The following is a 17,884-nucleotide window of genomic DNA, read 5'->3' as shown; positions in this document are numbered from 1 at the left end:
AAAAACATGCCATTGACTAATTGTATATTGTATACTATACTTAGAATTGTAATGTGGCATACTATTAAGATTTACATAATAAGGGGGTCAAAATGATGGCTAAAAAAGTTATGAAAACTATGGATGGTAATACAGCTGCTGCATATGTATCATATGCATTTACTGACGTTGCGGCTATCTATCCAATCACCCCATCATCAAATATGGCTGAATTTGTTGATGAATGGGCAGCAAATGGAACAAAGAACATTTTTGGGCAAACGGTTGCAGTAACAGAAATGCAATCAGAGGCTGGTGCAGCTGGTGCTGTTCACGGTTCACTTCAAGGTGGAGCATTAACTACTACTTATACTGCTTCACAAGGTTTACTTCTAATGATACCTAACATGTACAAAATCGCTGGTGAATTATTACCAGGTGTATTCCATGTTAGTGCTAGAGCCGTAGCTACACATGCACTTTCAATCTTCGGAGATCATTCTGACGTAATGGCTGCAAGACAGACTGGATTTGCACTTCTTGCATCTGGATCAGTTCAAGAGGTAATGGACTTAGGTGGAATTGCTCACCTTGCTTCAATTAAGACAAGAGTTCCATTCCTACACTTCTTTGATGGATTTAGAACTTCTCATGAGGTTCAAAAAATCGAAGTTGTTGACTACGCTGAATACGCTAGATTAGTTGATTGGGATGGTATAAAGGCATTTAGAAAGAATGCTTTAAATCCTGAGCACCCAGTAACTAGAGGTACTGCTCAAAACCCAGATATATTCTTCCAAGCTAAGGAAGCATCTAATACATTCTATCAAGAAGTACCGGATGTAGTAGCTAATTACATGGATGAAATCAGCAAGATTACTGGTAGAGAATATAAGCCATTCAACTACTATGGTGCTGAGGACGCTGAGCGTGTAATTATTGCTATGGGTTCTGTAGTTGAAACTATTGATGAAACTATTGATTACCTATTAGCAAAGGGAGAAAAAGTAGGTTTAATTAAAGTTCGTCTTTACAGACCTTTTGCTCCTAAATACTTCTTTGATGTATTACCAAGCACAGTTAAGAAGATTGCTGTACTTGATAGAACTAAGGAGCCAGGTTCATTAGGTGAGCCTTTATATCAAGATGTACGTACATTATTCTACGGAAAAGAAAATGCTCCTATAGTTGTTGGTGGTAGATATGGTCTTGGATCAAAAGACACTACTCCTTCTCAAATCAAGAGATTGTTTGATGAGCTTAATAGTGATGAGCCTAAGAACGGATTTACATTAGGTATTAACGATGATGTTACTAATACATCATTAGAGTTAGTTGATCATATAGTAACTGAGCCAGAAGGAACTGTAAGATGTAAGTTCTGGGGACTTGGTTCAGATGGAACAGTTGGTGCAAACAAGAGTGCTATCAAGATCATCGGAGACAAAACTGATCTTTATGCACAAGGTTATTTCTCATATGACTCTAAGAAGTCAGGTGGGGTAACAGTATCTCACTTAAGATTTGGTGAAAAGCCAATCAGATCTACTTATCTTGTAGATGAGGCTGACTATATAGCGTGTCATAACCAATCTTACGTTGATAAGTATGACCTAATTAAAGGTTTAAGAAAAGGCGGAACTTTCGTTCTTAATACTCAATGGAGTGTTGAAGAAGTAGAAGCTAAGCTTCCAGGTGAAATGAAAAAGTACATTGCTGATAATGAAATCAACTTCTATATCATCAATGCATACGATATAGCTACTGAAATAGGACTAGGAAACAGAATTAACATGGTAATGCAATCAGCATTCTTTGCTTTAGCTGATGTAATTCCTGTTGACAATGCAATGAACTACTTAAAGGATGCCATTGTTAAGGCATACGGTAAGAAGGGTGAAAGCATCGTTAAGATGAACCACGAAGCTGTTGATAAAGGAAGAACTGCTCTTGTAAAAGTTGAAGTTCCTGCTTCTTGGGCTGGCGAAGTAGCTGCAGAAGTTGCTGCTGCAAGTGATGAGCCTGGTTTCATCAAAGACATCCTAAGACCTATAAATGCTCAAAGAGGTGACGATCTTCCAGTTTCTACATTCAAGGGAGCAGAAGATGGTACTTTTGAAGCTGGTTCAGCTGCATACGAGAAGAGAGGTATCGCGGTAACTGTACCAGAATGGAATATAGATACTTGTATCCAATGTAACAAGTGTGCATATGTATGTCCTCATGCTGCTATAAGACCATTCCTAGCTAACGAAGAAGAAAGAGCAAATGCTCCTGAGACTTTCGCTACTAAGAAGGCTATAGGTAAAGGTATGGACGGACTTGAGTATAGAATCCAAGTTTCTCCACTAGACTGTACAGGTTGTGGAAACTGTGCTGATATTTGTCCAGCTCCTAAGGGCAAAGCATTAGAAATGAAGCTTCTTGGAACTCAAGAAAATGAAGTTGCTAACTGGGAATACGCAGTTAACAACGTAACTTATAAAGATGATCTTATGTCTAAGACTACTGTAAAGGGAAGCCAATTTGCTCAGCCATTATTCGAGTTCTCTGGAGCTTGTGCTGGTTGTGGTGAGACTCCTTACATGAAGGCTGTTACTCAATTATATGGTGACAGAATGGTAGTTGCAAACGCTACAGGTTGTTCTTCAATCTGGGGTGGTAGTGCTCCTTCTACTCCTTACTGTAAGAATGCAGAAGGTAAAGGTCCAGCTTGGGCTAACTCATTATTCGAAGACAATGCAGAATACGGTTATGGTATGGCATTAGCTTCTAAGAAGATTAGAGAAAAGATTGGATTATTAATGGAAGAAGCTCTAGAATTAGAAGTTCCAGCTGAAGTAAAAGAAGCATTCAAGGGTTGGATCGAAACAATGACTGACGGTGAAGCTTCTAAGGCAGCTTCTGCTAAGGTAGTTGCTGTTATCGAAGGAAATAACTTCGATGGAAAAGCTAAGGAAATAGTAGATGAAATCATCGAAAAGAAAGATTTCTTAGTTAAGCAATCAGTTTGGATCGTTGGTGGAGACGGATGGGCTTATGACATCGGTTACGGTGGATTAGACCACGTTCTTGCATCAGGAGAAGACATAAATGTTCTTGTATTCGATACGGAAGTTTACTCAAATACAGGTGGTCAGGCTTCTAAGGCTACTCCAACGGCTGCTACAGCTAAGTTTGCTGCTGCTGGTATGAGAGTTAAGAAGAAAGACCTTGGTATGATAGCTGCTCAATACGGTTACGTTTATGTAGCTCAAACTGGTATGGGATCAGATAACAACCAGTTCATGAAGGCATTAACTGAAGCTGAAGCTTACAAGGGACCATCTCTAATCATCTGCTATGCTCCATGTATAGCTCATGGTATTAAAGCTGGTATGGGTAAGACTCAAGAAAGAACTAAGCTTGCTGTTGATGCAGGATACTGGCACTTATGGAGATTTGACCCAAGAAGAAAAGCTGAAGGTCAAAATCCATTTGTACTTGATTCAAAAGAGCCAAAGGCTGACTTCCAAGAATTCTTAAGAGGAGAAGTAAGATACACTGCTCTTGAAAATGGATTCCCAGAAGTTGCAGCTACTTTATTCGAAACGGCTGAAGAAGATGCTAAGGATAGATTAGCAACTTACAAGCGTATGGCTGAAATGGAATACTAAAATAACAAGCTCAGGGGACTCGAGGCCCCTGAGTTTTTTACTTTTTGATCTTACAAAAGCTAAAAGCCTAGCAGAGAATTCTCTGCTAGGCTTTTAAAAGTTTATGAAACATGGGAGAATTGGGTCTATTAAAATTTAAAGGAAGGGGCTAGGTCAAGTAAAATGGATATTTGATACAGCTATCTTTTCCTTAAGTAAATTATATTATTTTTCTACAAAAATTTTAAGGAGCTTAAGAACTAATTATCCATAGGACTTATGGCTTGACATTGAAATTTTAGTACCCATAGATTAATAACATAAAATGACAAGTTACGATGGAGACTGTAATATTGTGATATAATATGTACTAATTAAGAAAAATATGAAGGGAGTAGAAAAAAATGATAAAGATTGATATTCCTTCCTATAAAAAAATTGAGATTGAAAATGTGGTTTTCGACTATAATGGAACCTTGGCGGTAGATGGTAGGCTAATAGATGGGATCAAAGAAAAACTAATTGAGGCTTCTAAAGCGGTTAATGTATACGTCGTTACTGCAGACACCTATGGAACTGTTAGGGAGAACTTCAAGGATGTAGAACTAAATGTTAAGGTGATTTCTCAAGAAAATGGGACGCTAGATAAGGTGTCTTTTATAAGAGAATTAGGCAAGGATAAAACAATAGCCATAGGAAACGGCAATAATGATGAACTGATGATTAAAGAGAGTGCAATAGGAGTATGTATATTGGGAGATGAAGGACTTGCGACAAGATCCTTAATTGCAAGTGATATAGTATTAAAAGATATAAATGATTTCTTTGATATGATAATGAACAAGAAAAGAATAATAGCTAATTTAAGGAAATAAATAATATGTTGAACCATGGGTTTGTGGAGGTTATAATATTCAGAGGAGGTGAGAATAATGCCAATTTACGAATATGGGTGCAGTGACTGCGGTAATAAATTTGAAAAACTAGTAAAGATATCAGATACTAATCTACCAGAATGTCCGAAATGTGATAGCAATAATGTAAAGAAGGCCTTCTCTACTTTTGGAATTGGTGGTTGTCCGAATACAGGAGCCAAAGTAGAAAGCAAAAAGCCATCCTGTGGTGAGGCTTCAGGTAATAGCTGCTGTGCAGGGTGTGGAGTATAAAATGAAATCCAATATATGGATATTGCCTTGATTTTAGCGTATAAATAATATATACTATAATAGGAAATAATAATTTCGATAAAAAATTATGAGGTGTTTTATGCTGGAGTTTGTTCTTAACTAATTCAATTAAATAGAGTCATTATAAAGAAAGGACATAAGCCTGTTTTTGCAGGTCTATTTATAATACTTTTCTTTTGATGTCTCAAATCCTATAGGGATTTAAGTAAATGCTTTAATTTATAAATATCCAAAACTCTTAGAAACGCTGAGTATTTGTATATGTATAAATTAAGTTTTACTATGTAACCCCTATATAGTTAAGAACACAGGCTGGCTGATAAATTAGATACATGAAAAAAAGCAAAAGTATTAGCAAGATGACTAATCTGCTTTTTGAATGTGACCTTATATAGACAATACATGCCGTGGCTTAATCCACGGTATTTTTATGTCTAATTTTATCTATAGAAGTGTGGCTGTTAAATTTAACATACAATAGGTTTAACCATTTTAGGGACCATTACAACTGTTTTCTCTGGTATAGAGGATGGGATGTGACCGTTCCTGATATAGATAAGCAACTTCAAGGTTAAATAAATTTTAATGTTGCATATCAATAGTTGAATTTAATAAGCATACATCTATATTTTAAGCATAATAAACCTTTTTAAAAGACTGTAAACAAGCCTAGTGTTTGTTTGCGGTCTTTTTTTGTTGCGTTGAAGTTCAGTTAGAGCTCTGAGCCTAGCTTGTACACATAAAAAAATTTTACTAGGAGGAACTATATGTTACTGGATGTTAGGGAGTTAGAAATGTATTTTAGAAAATTATTTAAAAATGGAGGGATAGAAGTTGAATACGAACACTATAAAAATGCTTGAATATGACAAAATAAAAGATATATTAATGGAATATGCTTTATCAGAAGAAGGTAAGGGTTTAGTTAAAAAACTAGAACCGTCAATAGATATAGAGATTATCAAAACCTGGCTTGAAGAAACGACAGAAGCAAAAAAACTATTAGAAAGCAATTTTAGAGCACCTCTTCACAGTCTAACAGGGATTGGCAAGATAATGGAAAAATTGGATATCGACTATACATTAAATCCTGAAGAGATGGCGATTATACTTGATTTTGCAAGAAATGCTAATAGAATGAAGAACTTTATGAAGACTAAGACTTTAATTGCACCAAGGATATGTACCTATGCAATGTCTATTGATGAGCTTGAGGATGTAAGGGAGGAAATAGATAAATGCATTAGAAATGGCCGAGTGGATGATAAGGCTTCTCCTCAGCTGGCTAAGATAAGGAAAAGAATAGGAATATTAGAGGATAGAATTAAAGCAAAGTTCCAAAGTATATTAAATTCTCCGGCCTATAGTAAATATATACAAGATAACCTTATAGGCTTTAAAGAAGGAAGGTATGTAATACCTATAAAAAGAGAATATAGAAAAAATATAAATGGAAGAGTTGTAGAAACCTCGGGCTCAGGGTCGACTGTTTTTATAGAGCCTGAAGCTGTAGGAAGAATACAACAAGAGCTTAGTTTACTAAAGGCTGAAGAGCACAATGAAGAATATAAAATATTAGCCTATTTAACCAACTTAATAATGGGATACAATAGAGAACTTAAGATCAATATTGAAACCATGTCCTATTACGATTTTATATTTGCCAAGGCCAAATATAGTAAAACCATAGGAGGGAACACAGCTAAACTTAACACAAGAAAATATATAAATATAAGAGTAGCAAAGCATCCTCTAATCGGTGAGAGTGCTGTACCTCTAAACTTTATTATAGGGGATAAATACAGAAGCTTAGTAATTACAGGGCCAAATACAGGTGGGAAAACAGTAGCACTAAAGACCGTTGGGTTATTAACCATGATGGTTCAGTCCGGAATGCATGTTCCAATAGAGACAAATGGAGAATTTGCAATATTCAATGATATACTGGTTGACATAGGCGATGGGCAGAGTATAGAGCAAAACCTAAGCACCTTCTCTTCTCATATCAGCAATATAATAGGGATTGTAGAGTGTGCCGATGATAATTCATTAATAATACTAGATGAACTAGGAGCGGGAACCGATCCAACTGAGGGAATGGGTCTTGCAACTTCACTACTTGAGGAAATCCATAGAAAGGGGTCTACAATCATGGCTACCACCCACTATAGTGAGATTAAAGAATTTGCTAACAATAATGATGGTTTTGAGAATGGGTGTATGGAATTTGATCTAGAGACATTAAAACCCCTATACAGACTGAAAATAGGTAAGTCTGGAGATAGCAATGGATTTAATATAGCCCTTAGACTAGGAATGGATAAGAGAATTATAGAAAGAGCCCATGAGATATCCTATAAGGAAAATAAAGATTATAGCGAGGTTTATAAAAGACTTAGTGAGATAAAGGAAGTAAAGAATATTGAAGTAACAGAGCACCATGAAAAGCAGCTTGAAAAGCTAAAAAGAACTAAAATTAATAAGAAGAAATTAACAAAAGAAAAGGTTGTTTCTAAGTTCAATATTGGAGATAGGGTATATATCAGCAGCCTAGATGACTACGGAATAGTGTATTCCCTAGAGGATGGTAAGGGTGACGTTGGTGTAATGGTTAAGAAGAAGAAATTAAAGGTAAACAAAAAGAGACTATCTCTCCATATAGAAGCTGAGAATCTATACCCAGAGAATTATGACTTAGATATTGTTTTTGAAACTAAGGAAAATAGAAAGAAAAAGAAGCTTATGAATAAGAAATATGTTAAGGGACTTCAGATAGAAGTAGAAAATAATTAAAGGGGTTGATAACTGTGGAGTACAGAATATTATTAAGGGACGAGATAGAAGGTCTTAGAGATATAGACAGAAGTGAAGAAATAGAGAAATCCTATTATTTAGAGGATGGAAAGCTGAAGCTTAAAAAAGATTCCTGTATTGTAAAGGGATGGCATCCTCAAGAGTTAGAATGTCTCATAAATCGTCTTTATGACCTATATGACAATGGAGGGTCAATATACGGTAGTTTTGATGGTCAAAATATAGTTGGAATGGTAGCCTTAGATAGTGAACGTATTGGAAAAAACAAAGATCAGCTTAAGCTTGATATACTTTATATAAGCAGTAAATATAGGAAAAAGGGTATAGGTAGAAAGCTGGTTGAATGTGTGAAAAACAGAGCAAAGGAAATTGGGGTATCAAAACTATATGTTTCAGCAACTCCAACTCAAGGAACCGTAGATTTTTATATGGGAGTAGGTTGCGAATTAGCATCAGAAATCAATGAAAAGCTGTTCAAGTTGGAGCCTGAGGATATACATTTAGAATTAGAAATATAATGATTATATGCTGATTTACATGGAATTTAAGAGTAACTAATAAATTACTAAGAAGACTATCCCGGTATTAAGGGGTAGTTTTTTTAGTAAGAGGATTTGTAAAGGTAAAATTAAATGTTTAGCTATACCCTCTGGGGGTATATTGATAATAATAAAAAATTAATCAGAAATTCTAAGGTATATGAAGGTAGAAGTTGACGATGGATCATAGTAGATATGTGAGATTTTTTCCAATGAAATCGGGAATAATATTAAAATAGTAAAGAAAAGAGGGATTATATTATGATATCAAAATCACTGAAATTTATAAAGAAGAATCTATCATATTTAATTGTGGTATTTATAGCCTTGGGCTTGCTTTACGGATACTTTTCTAAGCCATCATATTTAAAAAACTATGTTTCAGCAGTATTATTTCTAATGATCTATCCTATGATGATAAATCTGAAGGTTACAGATGTATTCAAAAGTTTTAACAATATAAAGCCACTATTGCTTAGTGTAATTATAAACTTTATTATAGCTCCCATAGCAGCCTTTATTTTAGGAAAAATGTTCTTTAGTAATGAACCTATGCTACTTGTAGGTATGATCTTAATAGGATTAATACCGACAAGTGGAATGACGGCTTCGTGGACTGGATTGGCAAAGGGGAATTTACAGCTATCGCTAGTTATGATTTCTGTAAATCTATTATTATCAATATTTATGATACCAATCTATCTTAAGCTCTTTTTAGGTCAGATAGTTACTATAAAGACGATAGTAATATTAAAGAGTTTATTGAAGGTTGTAATAGTGCCACTAATTCTAGGGGATTTAACTAGAAGGCTGATAATTAAAGGTTTTGGTATGGAGAAATATAAAGAGATTAAACCAAACTTTAGTGGTATAAGTTCATTGGGTGTATTGATGATAGTTTTCATAGCAATGGCACTGAAGAGTAAAACAATCATAGGAAGACTTGATCTAGTTTTTATGTCAATAATACCACTAGTCATACTATATATATTAATAATAGCGATATCACATTTAGTAGGAAATAAAACTCTAAATTATGAAGATCGGACTGCATTAGTTTATGCCACTACTATGAGAAATCTAACAATAGCTTTAGGCCTATCCCTTAGTTCCTTCGGGGAAAGCTTAGCAGTTTTCTTGATAGCTATAGGATATATTGTTCAACTTCCAATAGCAGCATTTTATATGAAGCTTACAGCTCGAGCTGAGAAATAGAGAAGCAATTAACTTTGACAGGAGTATATACTCCTGAGGCTGTTAACAAACCCGAATTCCTTCGTTGCTGCTTCAACCAAGAACCCTTACGTATGTCTATATACGCTGCGGTCTCTTGGTTCCAGCGCGCCTTGGACTTCAGGTTTCTTAACAGCCTGTCATCTTGTTAACTTTGTTAACAATCTGAGGAGTATATACTCCTGTTTTTTTTGAGGTCATTTTTAGGAGAAAAATCTGACCAAAATGTGGAGACTGGATATCCCTGAGTTTTTATTATGAATATTCAAAGATTTATAAATGAGGAAGGATTTCATATTGAATTGTCGAATATAATCTTGAATAAAGATTATATATACGTGTATACGTGCTTTTAGAAGGTGTGAGAATAGATGTTGAAATTATCCTTAATAGAACTTTTTCTAAGACTGATTCCAGAGGGCTTTATATTAGCTTTATCGATTTATGCATTTTCAAATACGGAAATTAATGTAAAGAGATATATAATATCTGGAATCATACTTACAGTAAACCCTTATTTTATAAGAATGCTGCCAATAAATTTTGGAGTTCACACTATATTACTTATTATGTGTTATATTTTAGTAGCAGCTAATATTAACGGGCTTGAAATATTGAAAGCAATAAAATCTGGATTAATTGCATATATCGTATTGTCAGTCTGTGAGTTTGCTAATCTGTTTTTTGTTTCGAATGTACTGAATATTTCTGTTGAAAAGGTTGTTGAAAATATTGCTTTGAAGATGTTATTGGGATTGCCTTCACTTATACTATTTTTAATAATCGTATTTTATTTCTATAAAAAAACAGAGGAAAACAAAAATGTCTAGGATAGAAAGCTTATCAAATAATATTGCACTGAAAATCGCCAAGATACTAGAGCTAGATGAAGATAGACAAGAGATTATTGCCTACGGAGCCTTTAGTCTGATACAAACCATCTGGTCAATAGGATTAGTAATGGCATTTGGACTATTATTTAAAGTCTTTTGGGAGGCAGTTATAATCTCATTTGCTGGAGCTCTACTCAGGAAATATTCAGGAGGAGCCCATGCTACATCCCCTAGCAGGTGCGCAGTTATTGGTGTGATTATATCGGTAGGTCCTGCATTGATATTGGACAAGATATCAATATATACAAGTCCGATATATATTATAATATATGCCCTTCTAACCTTGGCTTTTACCTATTATATAATTTATAGATATAGCCCTGTAGATACTCCTAATAAGCCAATTACAAAGGATGAGACTAAGAAACGTTTGAGAAAATCAGCTTTTAAGATGATTCATTTTTACTTTATAGTAATTACTATTTTGTTCATATGTTACTCAAAAGAAAAGAGTTATATCTATTTAAAATTTATCGTATCCATATGTACGGGTATGTTGTGGCAGGATATGACTTTGATTTCACTAGGTCACTATATAGTATCTAAATTAGATGCTATATTAGGCTCAGAGTATTCATAGAAAATTTAAAACTTTACAGTGTTATTTTGCTTCTAAGGCATTCATCAAACTTTTGATGTACTGCCATAGTATGCCTTTGTACTTGATAAATACCTTAGAAGTCAAATACTCTAAATATTTTCAAACTTTCTATGAATAATCTGATTTAAAGAATTTTTTTTCTTTAGCGGGAGGTGAGAAAGTATGAAAAAGAGAATGCTTATGTTTGTAGCTGCATTTGGCGCTTCGGTTTTAACTTTCTTTGCTACAGCTACTTCAGCATCAGCATGTTGGTGGGGTAACTATCAACCTAAAGAACCAAAAGCACTTCAGGAGAAGTAAATTGAAGCTGCATCATAAAAGGATTTTATGAGTTTTAGCCCAAGGGTGTTTCAGAATGAATGGATTTCAAGTAATGCAGAAATCCATCATTGTGAGACACCACTATTAAAAATTAACTTACTATAGAAATCGCAATAAATCTTCTACATTTCGATTTCTCAAATTTCCTAGAACCTGAGAAACCAAAATCTAGATTTATAATTGAGTTCTATATAATAAGATAGGTGTTGAAAATGATCAATTTTGAGAATAATAGAAGAAAAAAAGTTAGAGAAATAGTTTTGGTTGTTAAATTAATATCATTGTTCTTTTGTGCGATTGTTTTCTTGGGTAGTAAAGGAATTGAAAATACAGAAGATCTATATACACAATTTAACTCTATTACATTAAGTATTGTTTGTATAATTTTAGCCTTAATTTATCACGTTTGGAGTGTTACTTCCCAAAAAGTGGACTATAATTTTAGCATTAAGATAAAAGATATTATTGAATCAATTTTTTTTATAATGCTATTTTCTACCTTAATAGTTTTTACTGACGGTTATACCAGCCAATATAAGATACTATATTTATTTATTATTATAACGTCTACTATCCAATTCGGAAGAACCTATGGTCTTGTTATTTCATGCATTTGTTCTGGGATAGTACTAGTTTTAGACTTACTAGTGGCGCCTGGAGATATTATAAATACCTATTTTCAAACTGATCTTATTTTGGCAGGTATATTCATATTGACGGCGTGGCTTCTGGGATACTATGTAGCCACTGAAAAAAATTATAGAAACCAATTAATTGACTTAGCAAACAAGGATGAGTTGACGGGAGTCTTTAACCATAGATATTTTCAAGAGGCAATTGAAAATAAGGTGAGTGAGGCTAAAAATTCAGATAAACCCGTTTCTCTCTTATTCATAGATATAGACTATTTTAAAAAATATAACGATCTCTATGGTCACTTAGCAGGAGATATAGTGTTGGAGAAAATCGGACAGATAGTAAGTGAAGAAATAAGACCCATGGATATAGCAGCTAGGTATGGTGGCGAGGAGTTCGCAATAATTATTCCAGATACAGATGAGAAAGAAGCGCTTTCTCTTGGTGAAGGAATTAGAAGTGTGATAGAGAATACACATTTTGAGGGACAGGAAAATCTACCTAATAATAACCTGACCATTTCTGTTGGTGTATCTACATATCCAGATAAGGCAAAGAATAAAACTGAGCTCATAAATAGTGCCGATGATGCATTGTATAGAGCAAAGTTCTTTAATAAAAATAGAGTAGAATCCTATCACTCTATATTGGAAGAGCTTAAGGAGAATATTGAAGAAGAGCATATTGACCTAATAAGTTCCATAAAAACCTTAATTAGTGTGATAAATGCTAAGGATAGATATACCTATGCCCACACTGAAAGGATTGTCATTTACACACAATTAATTGCAGATAAGCTAGAGCTTTGTGAGGAAGATAGAAGAACCTTGAAATATGGGGCTTATCTACATGATATAGGAAAGATACAGATTCCTACGGAAGTACTGAACAAGAAAATGAAACTGTCCGACGAAGAATGGGGTATGATGAAAAAGCATCCTGAAAATGGAGCTGAGATAATAGAACCTGTTCAATCACTTCAAGGGGTTATACCACTGATTTTACATCATCATGAGCGTTACAATGGTACAGGGTATCCTAACAAACTAAAGGGAGAGGAAATCCCTTACTTGGCTAGAATATTAAGTGTAGTTGATAGCTTTGACGCCATGACATCAAGTAGGCCTTATAAACAAAGTATGAGTTTTGATGACGCCTTTAAGGAGCTGAAGGACTGTAGCGGAACTCAATTTGATCCAGATATAGTAAGTTACTTTATAGAGGCTATAGAAGATAATAGAGAATATCTAAATACCTTTAGATTTAAAAAGGAAGCATAGTAAGGTATATAATACTATGTTAAATTGAAAAATAGAATTGATAAGAAATTGGTAACCGACTTCAAGAGACTATCCTTTTCAGGGAAGTCTTTTTTAGCAAATTGGGATTAGCTCATATAAAAATTGGTCTTTAGGGGAGATTACTTATGAAAAATATTAAACTTATAGTACAGTATGATGGTAGCCGATACAAAGGATGGCAAAGACTTGGAGATAGTGACATGACTGTACAAGGGAAATTAGAGGATGTTCTTAGCAAAATGACAGGAGAGAAAGTTGAGATTTTTGGTTCTGGAAGAACCGATGCAGGGGTTCATGCCTTGATGCAGATGGCAAACTTTAAGACGAATTCAGAGCTTAGTAGCAAAGAAATTCTGGATTATTGCTATAGATATCTACCGGATGATATAGTTGTAAAAAAAGTGAGAAAGGCAGATGATAGATTCCATTCTAGATATTCTGTAAAGAGAAAAAGATATTTGTATAAGATATTGAACTATCAACTCCACGATCCATTCACGAGAAAATATATAACCCATATTCCAGAGAACTTAAATATAAAGGCAATGGAAAAGGCCGCTAATTACCTTGTTGGTGAACACGATTTTTCTAGTTTTACAACGGCTAAATCTAAGAAAAAATCTAGAGTAAGAACAATCTATGACATTGATATAAATAAAGAGGACAAGATAGTAGAGATAATGATTAATGGAAGTGGATTCTTACATAATATGGTAAGAATAATAGTGGGTACTTTGATAGAAGTAGGTCTTGGAAGGTTGAAGCCAGAGAAAGTATTACATATATTAAATAAAAAAGACAGAAAATTAGCAGGACCGACTGCTCCTGCTAAGGGATTGTTTTTATATGATGTAGAATACTAACTTAAAAAAGCAAGAACTGTCTCATAAGTTTTCTTATGAGTTCAGCCCTGGGGTGTTTCAGAAATTCGCCATTCTGAGACACCCCTCTTTACTGCCGTTTCTTATCCTGAGTCCTAAGAAGCCTAGGTCTTTCCTTACTCAAAGTCTCATCGCTCATAAAGTAGTTCAATAAATCCTTAAGATTCAATGGAGCAAGGGGAGCCATATAAGGTACACCAAGACTGCTATGGGAAAGTACGTTTATTGCTATTACTGTCATACCCATAACAAATCCAAACAGCCCATATACTCCTGTAACAAAAATTAATAAAAATTTTAATATTCTTATGGGATTCATTATAGTATAATCCGGTGCTACAAATGAGCACATGGTAGATAATGATACAATTATAACCATAAGAGGGCTGACGAGCCCTGCAGCAACAGCAGCTTGACCAATAACAATTGTTCCAACGATACCGATGGCTGGGCCAATCTGTTTAGGAAGTCTTATACTTGCCTCTCTAAGTATTTCTGCAATGCCCTCCATTAAAAGAGCTTCCAGTAGAGCGTTAAAGGGAACTGAGGCCCTCGAAGATGCTAAAGCTAAAATATATCCCTCGGGCAAAATATCTGGATGAAAAGCAACTGCAGCAACATATAATGACGATAGAGTTAATGTAATTGAAAAGGATAGCATCCTCAGTATTTTTGAGAACATAGCTAAGTACATACTATCGTAATGATCATCACCAGAGTCGAAGAATTCAACAAATGTTTTTGGGGTAGACAATGCAAGGTGGCTGCCCTCAACAATTATACATACTTTACCTTCTAAAATACATGCACTTGCCTTATCCGACCTTGAAACTATGCCGGCTTGGGGAAAAAGATCATAGGTATGATTTAGTAAAAACTTCTGGATATATCCTGATTCAACTATGCCATCTATATTAATATCCTCCAGCTTCTTCTTTATATCCTTCACGAACTTGGGATTTGCAATATCCTTAATATATACTACAGCAACATTGGTTTTAGTCCTCTCACCAATTATTAGCTTTTCAATCTTTAGGTTAATATCTTTTACTCTATATCGTATCAATGAGAGATTGGTGTAGAAGTTCTCAGTAAATCCATCTTTAGGGCCCCTTAAGGTATTTTCAATCTCGGGAGAGTCGGGCTCACGTTTCGATACTTTTTTAGTATTAGCAACTAAATACCTTTCTTCAGTTGAAACTATGATTACGGATCTACCATTTAAAACATAATCAATAATAGTATCTTCATCATCATCTATAGAGATATCATCCATATAAATAATTGAGGTTGAAATTCGGTCTATGGTTATTGGATCAGCACCATTATATCTCAAAATTGGTCTTATAATATCACTTGAGAACCTATCTCTGTTTACAATATGTAGGATAAACAATATATAGATATCTGTATCACATACGGTAAGTTTTCTTATATTTATTCCATAGCCCTGCTCTTGTATTTCCTCAATCTTATCAATTAATTTATTTGGTTTCTGAAATTTATCCATGGCAGCACCCTCTAATATTTTTTCTGGACATTAGGATCGGTTAAACCTAGATTTATTAATGCTGTCTCGATATTAATGTTTAGCTCAGCTGTTATATAGGCTTCCTCCCAGTTGAGTCCCTTGTAGATTTTTGGATGTTCAGCTCTGAAGTTTTTAGCAAAATGGAAGATATCGCATTTATATACTTTTTGTGACCGTTCAAAAATATCAGCAATATCCTCCTTCAGCTTTTGAGATACCATTTTTTCTAAATCCTTTTTTATACTATCATCTATTTTGCTTAAGTAATACTGATATCGTAACTCTCCTGCCACAAGCATATCTAGGTTGAATATCACTTTTCCATCTTTATATTCAGTCTTAATCTTTCTTTTCTTTACGGCTGTTCTAAGGGAATATTTGTTTTCCTCATCTCCAGGGGCAAAAAGACTTTCAGTTAAAACAGGCTTTTCGGCAAGAACATATATCAGTCCGTCAGTATCTTGATAATCAACGATACCCACTAATTTTGAATCCCTCATCACAGCAAGTCCTTTGTAACTTATTTCACCGTCTTCTAGCCCGACATAGGGAAGTAGGTAACCTACACCGTTTAACTCTAGGACGGATAGCATTTCTCCAAAATTTGAATAAACAGTCATCTTCTTTTCTCTCAAATTATTAACAAGGTCTTCTACTAGTAGGCCCACCGATGGCTCTTTTTCTTGCTTGATGTTAAAAAGTTTTCTTGGGGGTACGTCACTGACTACTATAAGGAGAGTTTTTCTATAATCATACAGTTTATTTATTCGATTTAAATAGGGTTCTATGCCGTGCCTTGCAAATCTTTCCCCGAATATTGCAACCTGTGTCGCCCCTAAGAATACTGGATACGGAAGCTTTGCATCGTAGAGTATTCTAGCTTCTTCAAAATCCTTTCCATAGGATACATTTACGTAAACATCCTTTGAGTGATCTCTTTCGTCCTCTTCGCCAGCAGGAGATGTAAGCTTTGCAAGTTCTCCTGTAAATTCTACCTTGCCATCTACAAAATCTATACCTGTAGCAAGGGTAATAGATCTTTCGTTTATATCTTTATAATCCCAACAGCTTGTTAAAAAAAGTGAGATAGAGAATATTATTAATAACTTATTTAACTTTCTTATCATACTTTTTCACCTTCGTCACTATTAATAGTAGTCCAGGAATAAAAATTCCAGTTAAAATTCCTATATAGGTTGTATAATTCAATATTTCTTCTAACTCTTGAAAGCTACTAGGCAATTGAGATATTATGAAAGACAAAGTGAATATTATGGCTGCGAGAAGGTTAAAGTTAGCCTTCTTAAAAAGCTTATTCACAAGATAAACTGTACCATACCCTAATACTGCAAGGGTACAATATATAGACATTATCCATACTACTAACATGAGACCATCAAGTCTTCTAAGAAATTGCAACCATCGGATATCTACCCTTCTTACCGTAGCCAATAGGGAGTCTTTAAAATGTATAATACTCTCCACGCCCATTACAGAAATACAGGATTCCACTGCAAAAATGTATAAAAAACCTATAAATAACATCATAAAAGCTGCATACTTGAAGACTCTCTTATTATTTTGTTTTCTGCTAAAGGGAATGACCGTTAATATCTCCATACCCATGAAGGGGAGAGTAGTTACCAATGAAGCTTTTAAATACGTTGAAATATTGCTGACTTCAAATAACGGCCTTATATTTAATAAGTTGCCCTGTGTAGATATGAGAAAAAATACTATTATATAGGTCAGTATGATGATAATTCCGTAGATTTCACAAATCCTTGCAATAACCTTTAGCCTTTTAATTACAGCATATAAAACGACTAATAGAATGGTGGAACATAGGGCCCAAGAGGGTGTCTTAATTAGTACAGTTAGCCTGATTATTTCACTGCTGCTTCGGGTTATCATCGTAAAAAAAATAAAGAACTCAATCGTGTATATAATAACGAATACTGTAGTTAGGAATTTACCAACTAACAGTTCGCTGTATTCATATAAAGTCTTATTCTCATGGATATACCCTAAATAAAGAATTATATATGTAATCATAATAGCGAAAAATGTACTAATCATGAGGGCGATCCAGGCACCGGTACCAGCATTTTCTGCAACATTCTTCGGTAGTCCCATAACGCCATATCCTACAATAAAGCCAAAAAGAATAAAGGCCACCTGTTTATTGGTCAAAGTCTCATTCATCGTATTTTCGTCACTCCCTATAAAACTAGTATCTTCATTTATTGTTAAATCATTCATATAGAGTTGATATAGAAAACTTAATTTATAGACATCCAAATACTCAAGGCCTCTAAGAGTTTTGGAGGTTT

The 17,884-nt window shown here is 34.5% G+C and carries 14 protein-coding genes; 11 read left to right on the top strand and 3 right to left on the bottom strand.

Going from position 1 to position 17,884, the window contains the following annotated elements; all coding sequences use genetic code 11:
- Positions 1-95: 95 nt before the first annotated feature.
- From nifJ to truA, 11 genes are all read left to right on the top strand, one after another.
- Complete coding sequence (nifJ, locus tag R9X47_RS14620) at positions 96-3,635, top strand: pyruvate:ferredoxin (flavodoxin) oxidoreductase (protein ID WP_432667638.1); 3,540 nt, start codon at positions 96-98, stop codon at positions 3,633-3,635.
- Positions 3,636-4,018: 383 nt separating this feature from the next.
- A complete protein-coding gene (locus R9X47_RS14615; RefSeq protein WP_432661791.1) occupies positions 4,019-4,489 on the top strand; it encodes an HAD family hydrolase in 471 nt (156 codons plus the stop codon).
- A 57-nt stretch (positions 4,490-4,546) separates the two neighbouring features.
- Positions 4,547-4,780, top strand: coding sequence for an FmdB family zinc ribbon protein (locus R9X47_RS14610; RefSeq protein ID WP_432661790.1), 234 nt, complete (start codon positions 4,547-4,549; stop codon positions 4,778-4,780).
- Between the two features lie 855 nt (positions 4,781-5,635).
- Positions 5,636-7,594 carry an endonuclease MutS2 gene (locus tag R9X47_RS14605; protein WP_432661789.1) on the top strand — a complete coding sequence of 653 codons (1,959 nt, stop codon included), beginning with the start codon at positions 5,636-5,638 and terminating at the stop codon, positions 7,592-7,594.
- A gap of 14 nt (positions 7,595-7,608) precedes the next feature.
- Positions 7,609-8,133 (top strand): GNAT family N-acetyltransferase, encoded by a 525-nt coding sequence (locus R9X47_RS14600; protein ID WP_432661788.1) that lies wholly within the window; start codon positions 7,609-7,611, stop codon positions 8,131-8,133.
- 282 nt (positions 8,134-8,415) lie between these two features.
- Positions 8,416-9,369 carry an arsenic resistance protein gene (locus R9X47_RS14595; protein WP_432661787.1) on the top strand — a complete coding sequence of 318 codons (954 nt, stop codon included), beginning with the start codon at positions 8,416-8,418 and terminating at the stop codon, positions 9,367-9,369.
- A gap of 389 nt (positions 9,370-9,758) precedes the next feature.
- Positions 9,759-10,217 (top strand): hypothetical protein, encoded by a 459-nt coding sequence (locus tag R9X47_RS14590; protein WP_432661786.1) that lies wholly within the window; start codon positions 9,759-9,761, stop codon positions 10,215-10,217.
- A complete protein-coding gene (locus R9X47_RS14585) occupies positions 10,210-10,860 on the top strand; it encodes an accessory gene regulator ArgB-like protein (protein WP_432661785.1) in 651 nt (216 codons plus the stop codon). Before R9X47_RS14590 ends, R9X47_RS14585 begins: the two co-directional genes overlap by 8 nt.
- Positions 10,861-11,043: 183 nt before the next feature.
- Positions 11,044-11,181 (top strand): cyclic lactone autoinducer peptide, encoded by a 138-nt coding sequence (locus R9X47_RS14580; protein ID WP_432661784.1) that lies wholly within the window; start codon positions 11,044-11,046, stop codon positions 11,179-11,181.
- A 233-nt stretch (positions 11,182-11,414) separates the two neighbouring features.
- On the top strand, positions 11,415-13,118 hold the full coding sequence (locus tag R9X47_RS14575; protein WP_432661783.1) for a bifunctional diguanylate cyclase/phosphohydrolase: 1,704 nt from the start codon (positions 11,415-11,417) through the stop codon (positions 13,116-13,118).
- 146 nt (positions 13,119-13,264) lie between these two features.
- Positions 13,265-14,002: a tRNA pseudouridine(38-40) synthase TruA gene (truA, locus tag R9X47_RS14570; RefSeq protein ID WP_432661782.1), complete on the top strand. Its 738-nt coding sequence runs from the start codon at positions 13,265-13,267 to the stop codon at positions 14,000-14,002.
- A gap of 88 nt (positions 14,003-14,090) precedes the next feature.
- Here the strand turns inward: truA and R9X47_RS14565 are convergent, their stop codons facing one another.
- The 3 genes from R9X47_RS14565 to R9X47_RS14555 are packed head-to-tail and all read right to left on the bottom strand — an operon-like array spanning position 14,091 to position 17,852.
- A complete protein-coding gene (locus R9X47_RS14565; protein ID WP_432661781.1) occupies positions 14,091-15,530 on the bottom strand; it encodes a spore germination protein in 1,440 nt (479 codons plus the stop codon).
- An 11-nt stretch (positions 15,531-15,541) separates the two neighbouring features.
- Entirely contained in the window at positions 15,542-16,678 is a 1,137-nt protein-coding gene (locus tag R9X47_RS14560; RefSeq protein ID WP_432661780.1) for a Ger(x)C family spore germination protein, read from the bottom strand.
- Positions 16,659-17,852 carry a GerAB/ArcD/ProY family transporter gene (locus R9X47_RS14555; RefSeq protein WP_432661779.1) on the bottom strand — a complete coding sequence of 398 codons (1,194 nt, stop codon included), beginning with the start codon at positions 17,850-17,852 and terminating at the stop codon, positions 16,659-16,661. The genes R9X47_RS14560 and R9X47_RS14555 overlap by 20 nt, the downstream gene beginning before the upstream one ends.
- Between the last annotated feature and the right edge of the window lie 32 nt (positions 17,853-17,884).

Source organism: Wukongibacter baidiensis, from assembly GCF_050888315.1.
GTDB lineage: Bacteria > Bacillota > Clostridia > Peptostreptococcales > Caminicellaceae > Wukongibacter > Wukongibacter baidiensis.
This window is presented reverse-complemented; position numbering and strand designations above follow the sequence as displayed.

Bases quoted from the DNA above. Each gene is read 5' to 3' on its own strand.
- nifJ (WP_432667638.1), top strand. From the start codon at position 96: ATGGCTAAAAAAGTTATGAAAACTATGGATGGTAATACAGCTGCTGCA.
- R9X47_RS14615 (WP_432661791.1), top strand. From the start codon at position 4,019: ATGATAAAGATTGATATTCCTTCCTATAAAAAAATTGAGATTGAAAAT.
- R9X47_RS14610 (WP_432661790.1), top strand. From the start codon at position 4,547: ATGCCAATTTACGAATATGGGTGCAGTGACTGCGGTAATAAATTTGAA.
- R9X47_RS14595 (WP_432661787.1), top strand. From the start codon at position 8,416: ATGATATCAAAATCACTGAAATTTATAAAGAAGAATCTATCATATTTA.
- R9X47_RS14590 (WP_432661786.1), top strand. From the start codon at position 9,759: ATGTTGAAATTATCCTTAATAGAACTTTTTCTAAGACTGATTCCAGAG.
- R9X47_RS14585 (WP_432661785.1), top strand. From the start codon at position 10,210: ATGTCTAGGATAGAAAGCTTATCAAATAATATTGCACTGAAAATCGCC.
- R9X47_RS14580 (WP_432661784.1), top strand. From the start codon at position 11,044: ATGAAAAAGAGAATGCTTATGTTTGTAGCTGCATTTGGCGCTTCGGTT.
- R9X47_RS14575 (WP_432661783.1), top strand. From the start codon at position 11,415: ATGATCAATTTTGAGAATAATAGAAGAAAAAAAGTTAGAGAAATAGTT.
- truA (WP_432661782.1), top strand. From the start codon at position 13,265: ATGAAAAATATTAAACTTATAGTACAGTATGATGGTAGCCGATACAAA.
- R9X47_RS14565 (WP_432661781.1), bottom strand. From the start codon at position 15,530: ATGGATAAATTTCAGAAACCAAATAAATTAATTGATAAGATTGAGGAA.
- R9X47_RS14560 (WP_432661780.1), bottom strand. From the start codon at position 16,678: ATGATAAGAAAGTTAAATAAGTTATTAATAATATTCTCTATCTCACTT.